At 69.0% G+C, this 6766-nt stretch carries 8 protein-coding genes; all 8 read right to left on the reverse strand.

The features are described 5' to 3' along the window. Positions 1 to 117: peptide-methionine (S)-S-oxide reductase (locus MKL20_RS19295; protein ID WP_244038043.1), on the reverse strand; the 117-nt coding region annotated here is incomplete at its 3' end. 496 nt (positions 118 to 613) lie between these two features. Next, on the reverse strand, positions 614 to 844 hold the full coding sequence (locus MKL20_RS19300; RefSeq protein ID WP_244038036.1) for a hypothetical protein: 231 nt from the start codon (positions 842 to 844) through the stop codon (positions 614 to 616). Between the two features lie 37 nt (positions 845 to 881). Next, positions 882 to 1049 carry a nuclease gene (locus MKL20_RS19305; RefSeq protein WP_244038037.1) on the reverse strand — a complete coding sequence of 56 codons (168 nt, stop codon included), beginning with the start codon at positions 1047 to 1049 and terminating at the stop codon, positions 882 to 884. Beyond that, entirely contained in the window at positions 1046 to 1585 is a 540-nt protein-coding gene (locus tag MKL20_RS19310) for a thermonuclease family protein (RefSeq protein WP_244038038.1), read from the reverse strand. The genes MKL20_RS19305 and MKL20_RS19310 overlap by 4 nt, the downstream gene beginning before the upstream one ends. 31 nt (positions 1586 to 1616) lie before the next feature. Then, on the reverse strand, positions 1617 to 1892 hold the full coding sequence (locus tag MKL20_RS19315; protein WP_244038039.1) for a hypothetical protein: 276 nt from the start codon (positions 1890 to 1892) through the stop codon (positions 1617 to 1619). A 92-nt stretch (positions 1893 to 1984) separates the two neighbouring features. Further along, a complete protein-coding gene (locus MKL20_RS19320) occupies positions 1985 to 3157 on the reverse strand; it encodes a hypothetical protein (protein WP_244038040.1) in 1173 nt (390 codons plus the stop codon). A gap of 236 nt (positions 3158 to 3393) precedes the next feature. Next, the gene (locus tag MKL20_RS19325) at positions 3394 to 4596 is read right to left on the reverse strand and encodes a hypothetical protein (RefSeq protein WP_244038041.1); all 1203 of its coding nucleotides are present in this window, start codon (positions 4594 to 4596) and stop codon (positions 3394 to 3396) included. An 851-nt stretch (positions 4597 to 5447) separates the two neighbouring features. After that, a partial coding sequence (locus MKL20_RS19330; RefSeq protein ID WP_244038042.1) for an IS701 family transposase occupies positions 5448 to 6766 on the reverse strand: 1319 nt, incomplete at its 5' end.

Genomic DNA, 6766 nt, shown 5'->3' on the forward strand with positions numbered 1-6766 from the left:
CGGCACGTCGCCGCCGGTGTAGCCGACGCGGGTGGTGATGACGCCGTCCTGGCGCCGGATCAGATCCTGCATGCCCCAGAAGCAGCCACCCGCCAGTACCGCTCTCTCTTCGCTCATCGTGCTTCCTCCGTAGGACCGAAACGTCCCGTCATGGCCGTTAGATGGGAACTCCGATCGCGCTTCGCCCCGCCCGGGGGCGAGCCGCCCGCACCTTCAGTGCGTATGGTGTGATACCCCTCCTGCTACCGTGCTTCTTACCGTAGCGCTGCCGTCGGCTACCGCCCCTTGCCGCACGCTACCGTCCCACGGCCGTGTACAGCCGTCGTCCTGCTGCCTCGGCGTCATCCCTAAACCGAAGCCGATCGAAGCAACACGCAGCAGACCGAAGCGGCGCCGATGCTCTCGGACGTTCGCGCTTGTTCGGAAACGCTCGAAGATGTTCTCTGCACACCTGTGCACCCGGGGGTGCGGACCAGCTCGCCCGGCACGATCCGTGACTACGGGTGCCTTGGTCTGTAGGGAACACTACCCCATTTCCGCGCCCCTGCCGCTCCCGGGTTCAACACCGCTCCGGGCCGCATCACGCCCCTCTTCGGGCCGCCGCGGTGATCGACTACGAGACCACGAACGCCATCGTGCCGACCCGGAAATAACAGCCGGACCATCGCTCTCGGTCTGCTTCCTCGCCCGCCACCGCCTCGACGGCCGCGATGACGTTCTCCAGTTCGGCAACCTGGCGCAAGGCGCTTCCGGCTGGCAGGCCATCATGCTCAGTCATCGCCATGATGAGCGTGCGCTGGTGCGCCTTCGGGCGTTCGAGGAGGGCGTTGAGCTTGTCCGGCATGGGCGGGCTGTAGACGGCCGATGGTAGGCTTCGCAAACTACCTCTGCGGCGCTCGCCAGCCCGCCGCCTTGGCGTCGGCCTCAGAGCAGAACATGCGCTCGCCGGCCTTCTCATCGATCACCACGCTGGCGTAATCCCGGCTCTCGGGCACGTGGTAGATCCGATCACCCTTCCGGCTGATGTTGCCTTTGATGGCGCAAGTCATCGCCCAGTCGTGGCGCGCGGCATCTCCGTGCCCGGCTTGGTCTCTCCGCGACCACCGCGGGCGGTCCTGCGGTACTCGGAGGGATCCTCGAACGTACCGGCCCATATCCCGCGCTTGGCGGCTCGCGCCCGCTCCTCCTGGGCAGCGTAGGCTGTCGAGTACCGTCGGAAGGCGACGGCATGGCCTTGCTCAACCATCCAGGCGTTCAGGTCATCGCCACCCTTCCGGCACACCGCGACCGTCCGTCCGTAGCGATCAGTATCGCGAGGCTCGCACGAGACGTTCGCCTCGCCAATCCGGTCCGACAGGGCGAGCGCGGCGACCTGTCCGCAGCGGTATTCCTTGCCACTGGCGTCCTCACAGAGCTGGGCGCTCTCCGGGGCGTCGATGCCGTAGAGGCGGATGCGGGTACCGCGGATCACCACCGTGTCACCGTCGGTGACGGAGGCACGGCCGACGACAGGCTCGGCACAGAGTGCAGGCTCAGAGAAGAGGATCAGTGACAGCCCCAAGCCAAGAAAAGCATATTGGGACATCAACGATCCTCAGCATTATTTGCCGCTGCCGCTACTTGCCGCCGCCGCTACCCGTTGAGCCAATCCGCGAAGGCTGACCTTCATTACCCGACGCTGCCGAGTCGTTCGAGATGCTGTCTGCAGCGCGACCAGTCGGCGAGTAGGAGGCGGCACCTTCCTCACCGGTCGAACCTGGCTGACGTGTGACGACGCCGGGGGCGCCGCGCGGGACAACCACGGTCGTGCTGGTGGGGGTCTCGATGACCTGTGCGAAAGCAGGGGTCACGATCATCGCTGCGATGGTCGCAGCGAGGGTGAGCGAGGTCATGAAGGCCTTTCATTTGATGGGGCATGGGGAACAGTCGATCACGTGCAATGTGTCCCAGCGGCAGTGTCACAGGGCGGGCACCCGGGCCTGACCTACGATCCGCGCGCCCGGCCGCCGACGCCGGCGTTCCGCAGCATCCCGTAAAATTTGCTCGGATCGAACATGGCCCGGGCCTGCTGCAACGAAATCGGCCGCCCGCCCGGAGCCTCGCCCGCCGGCATGCCGCCCGCTTTCGCCCCCTGCACCTGCTTCTGCCCGCCACCCGCGATGGATTTCAGCGCCGATGCGACGCCGTCGTAGGGGCTGGGCTGCTGCGGGGTCTGCTGGGCCGCGGGATCGGTCGAGAACCCGGTGGCGTCGGGAGCGACCGCGAGGGGCTGACCGGACAGGGACGCGACGCCCGAGGCCGGCGACACCTGTCCCGGTACCGGCGATCCCTGCGCCTGGATCCCGCCCAACCCGAAGGCGCCACGTTGCGCCGTCGCCCCCACCGAGCCGCCACGAGGGGATGAGGTGGCCGGCAGCGCTTGGCCGTTCGCAAAGCTGTTAGCGTACTGCTGCGTCGTGGCCAGCCGCGCAGCGTTCTCACCGCCGGCTCGGTTCCAACCTGCAAATTTCCAGGCGTCCGCCATCAGGGCGTTGGCCTCCTGTGGGCTCTTGGCGTTCTGCAGGGCCTGGATCAGTGCCGGGTTCTCAGCCAGCGTAAACTTGGCTTGCGCCACCACCGGGTCGGATGCGCCCTGTGTGAACGCCTTCATGTTGGCGAGGCGGTCGGCGCGCCACGACAGGATGCCGCCTGACTGGCCCGCCTGTCCGCTCTCGCTCGGGTCCGACCACGAGCCGGTGATGTTGCTGGGCGAGTACCGGCTTTCGTGGGCGGCGTAGGCCGCCACCGCTCCGAGGCCGTTCGGGTTGGTCAAACCGCCCTGCTGCAGGGTCGAGATGAACCGGCCGCGGGTGTCGTTCGGATCCGGTGTGGCCGCCTCGGCGCTGTTCGGACCCAGCATCGACAATAGCCCCGCACCGGCCGCCTGCGCGCCTGGCTGGACCACGGGCGTCGGCGCGCCGGTCGGCGGGGTCTGGGGCTGGTAGCCGGTGAAGCCCGGCGGCGTGGCCTGCGGCACGTCCTGGGCGGTGGCGACAGGCGCCTGGGCCTGGGCCTGGGCGAGCTGCTGCTGTTGCAGGAACTGCTGCAGGGCGGGGCTCAGCGGGTTCTGATCATCACCGCCCGCGAAGGAGGGCAGGGAGCCGAAACCGATGCTCATGCTGGTCTCCTATCGACAGAATGACGAGGCGGGGCCACATTCACAGGCATGCGCCGCTGGGCTGAAATCCTGACCACCCTCGTGCTGTTCGCAGTCGTCATGACGGCGATCGGGTGGGGCGTGAACTCCACGGTCCCCCATGGCGTCGATTGGTTGGCGGATCGGATCGGGGACGTCGCCGTGCTCGGGATCCTCGGGGTAATTTTCATCGCGGCGGTTGCTTTCGCGTGGCGTGGTCATCGACCGAAGGCCGGCAGAGCGGGCAAGGTCGTCGGCAGGTAGGGCCGGGCCCGATCCGACTGAGACAGCAGCGCCGCCTGCCCGCCACGAGCCGCGACGTTGCCCAGAGCCGCCGCCCGCTGCTGCGTCACCCCGCGTGCCTCCAGCGCCGCCAGCAGGGCGTCCAGCCGCTCGCCCTGGGTCATCGTCACGGCATCCGCCAGTTCGCGGTTGCGGGCGATGTCAGCCGATTTGCCGACCGCGTTGATCCCGGCCTTCGCCAAACGGCCGGCCTGCGCCAGGGCCCAGCCCTGCGGCCCACCGATTGCGCCGGCGACCGTCCCGCCGAAGTCGTCCCCGAGGGTGGTGCGCGGTGCGATCCGGTCGGCCGCCTGGCTGCGCTGAGCGGTCTGCGAGCCCTCGACGATCCGGCGGTTGGCCTGATCGAACGCGGCCTCCCGGTTCACTGCGCCGACCACCCGGTCGACCGGTACCTGTCCATGAAGCTGCGCGAGGTTGGCGGCATTCCACCCGCCCTCACCCTGCAACAGGCCCTGCATCGCCACGAGATCGTTGCGACGGGTGCCGACGGCCTGATCGATCGCGCCACGGGTGCCGATGGCCATGGCATTGCGCTCGCCCTGGGTCATGCCCGCGAGCTGCCGGGCTAGGTCGGCAGGCGGCGTCGCGCCCTGGCCGGATCGGAGAAGCTGCGACCCCTGGTCGACGGCCTCCATGCGCCGGGCCAGCGCTGCCGACACGTCGTTAGCTGCGCTGTAGTTCGGCACCTGGTCGCGCAGCAGGTCGTTGAGGTGTCCGCGCACGGCCTGGGCGGCGCTGTCCTTCCGAGCCAGCGCACCGGGCGCCACGCCGAGGCCAGGATCGCCGTAGGTGATGACCCGATCCATCTCCTGCTTCACGTTGTGCAGGATCCGAGGGTTGTCGGCGATGGTCGTCCAGCCGGTCTCTGGATCGGTATGGGCGAGCATATCTCGGGCTCGCCGGAGCACGGTCTCCTCGGCACCCCGGGCCGTCTGTAGGCGGTCGTCGATCATGCCGAGGACCGGCCGGGCGCTCACGGGCGCCTGAGCGCCGTCCACAGCCGCGCCGATGGCTTGGTTCGGGACCTGGCGCATGGCCGCGAAGGTGTCGGTGGCGGCCTGCGGGCTGACGGCAGGGCCGAACGCGCCGTTGATGTCGGTGGCCAGTCGGTCGGTCATGCCGGCCGCGCGGCTGACGATCGGCGCCGTCACCGTCTAGGCCGGCACCAGCATCGTCTACGCCGCGCCGATGCACAGCCTGCTCGCCGAACTGGCCGAGCGGTTCGCGGCCGAGGGCGTCGAGGCTCGGGTCTACAGGGGGTACACCTCACCGGATCCGGATGCGCCTGACCTGGCGATGTGTCTCGACATCCCGGCGATGGAGGATGCGAAGGCCGCCGTCCGGCCGATCCCCTCGACCGTGTGCGAGAAGAAGGTCGACGGGCAGAAGCTGTACTGCCGGTTTCACGACCGCTGCGGGATGGAGCGCCAACGCCAAGCCAACGCCCCGGTCTGGCTGGCGCCGCACGCCTTGCTGTTTCAGGCCCGCCCCGGCGCGATCCCGGCGCCCGACGCCCTGGTGATCGACGAGGGCCTGACCATGGGTGCCCTCCCCGACAAGCCCGCCCGCATGTCCCTCGACGCGATCGAGCGCGCGCCGGTCGAGCCGCACTACACGGACGTGATCTTCACCAACGCGGCCAACGACCTCGAAGCGGCGCGGGCGAACCTGCTGCGAGCCCTACGCGACCATGAGGACGACGGGCCGCTGCAGCGCGCGATCCTGCTGCGCCACGGCGTGACCGCCGCGGCTGCCGGCGGTGCCTATAAGCTCGAATGGGACCGGCTGCGAGACCCAGGCATCACGCCGGGCATGGACCCGAAGACCCGCAAGGCGAGCGCCGCCTCGGTCGGGCAGCACAACCAGGATGTGAAGATGCTCGCCGGGATCTGGCGCGAGCTGCGGGCCTTCCTGGCCGGCGACGCCGACGCGGCCGGCCGCCTGTCGCTCCGATACGACGAAGAGACCGCTACTCGCACCCTCGACCGCAGGTCCCTCGACACCGTGCGGTCCTCGTGGAGCGCCCCGGCCCTGCTGATCGACGCGACCCTGACTGAGGTGATCCAGGATGGCTTGGCGGATCGCCGGCATCGATGGCTGGGGCGGCGGGCAGGCGATTCTTTTTTTTCCGCCCCGCCGCTGCGAGGCGCCGGGATTGCAGGAAGGCATAGGCCATCATGGTCATCAGCGCGTGCCGATGCAGCCCGGTCCAGGATCGGCCCTCGAAGTGGTCGAGGCCGAGTTCCTCTTTCATCTGCTGGTGCGCCTGCTCGCAGATCCAGCGCGCCTTGATCGTTGCGGCCAGCTGCTTGAGCGTTGCCTCGGCCGGCAGGTTCGAGAGGTAGTATTTACGCTCGCCCGAGCCTCGCTCCTCGCGCACCAGCCAGACCTCGTCGCCGGGCAGATGCTGATTGCCCATCGCGCCGATCCGCTGGGTCGGGCCATCGGCCATCCGGACGCGCAGCGCGCAGAAGCGAGCCCGCAGCCGGCCTTTGGTGCCGCGCCGCCAGGTCACCAATCGGCCGCTCATGTCTGCCAGGATCGTCTCCGCCGCGATCGAGACCTGATCCGGCACATGACGCTTGCGCGGTCGCCCCCGCCCCGCGACGGGGAAGATCATCGTCACGTCGGCCGGGTAGACCTTGTTGCGTCCTGAGATCCCGACAGCCCAACTCAGGCCACGCGCGCTCAGGGCTTGCCGGAACGGGGCGGACCCATACCCTGCATCGGCCAGCACGCAGCCGAAGCGCACGCCAGCCTCCCGAACCCGGTCGATCTCCGCAACCGCGATCTCCAGTTTGGTGCGGGCCGCGCGTAGGCCATCGGGTACGCCGGCCGATACCATCCGATCCGGGTCGCCCGTCCAGGTCTCGGGCAGGAACAGCGCCAAGCCGACTGCTACGGGCACTTCGCCACGCGCCAACGTGAGCGACACCAGTGTCTGGCAGTTGGCGGTCTTGCCCAGCGTCGTGGCGTATTGCGGTGCGACCCCAACCGAGCGGTTGCCCTTCTTCGGCAGAGCGGTGTCGTCGATGACCAAGATCGCATCCGCACCACCGACGAGGCGATCGGCCTCGCCGAGAAGAGCCCGCTGAAGCGGAGCCTCATCCCAGATCCCGGCGGCGATGAAGTGGTGCAGCCGATCATAGGGCACACCCTCGGCCCGCGCCGCCATCGGCTGGACGCTCTTGCGGTCACCCAAGCCGATCAGACCGCTCACGTAGAGCGGGCACATAGCCCGACGCGCCGGATGCGACAGTCCCGCAAGGAACGGCTGCAGCCACCGGT

Source organism: Methylobacterium sp. E-066 (genome assembly GCF_022829635.1).
Classification (GTDB): Bacteria; Pseudomonadota; Alphaproteobacteria; order Rhizobiales; family Beijerinckiaceae; genus Methylobacterium.

Bases quoted from the DNA above. Each gene is read 5' to 3' on its own strand.
- MKL20_RS19300 (WP_244038036.1), bottom strand. From the start codon at position 844: ATGCCGGACAAGCTCAACGCCCTCCTCGAACGCCCGAAGGCGCACCAG.
- MKL20_RS19305 (WP_244038037.1), bottom strand. From the start codon at position 1,049: ATGACTTGCGCCATCAAAGGCAACATCAGCCGGAAGGGTGATCGGATC.
- MKL20_RS19310 (WP_244038038.1), bottom strand. From the start codon at position 1,585: ATGTCCCAATATGCTTTTCTTGGCTTGGGGCTGTCACTGATCCTCTTC.
- MKL20_RS19315 (WP_244038039.1), bottom strand. From the start codon at position 1,892: ATGACCTCGCTCACCCTCGCTGCGACCATCGCAGCGATGATCGTGACC.
- MKL20_RS19320 (WP_244038040.1), bottom strand. From the start codon at position 3,157: ATGAGCATCGGTTTCGGCTCCCTGCCCTCCTTCGCGGGCGGTGATGAT.
- MKL20_RS19325 (WP_244038041.1), bottom strand. From the start codon at position 4,596: ATGACCGACCGACTGGCCACCGACATCAACGGCGCGTTCGGCCCTGCC.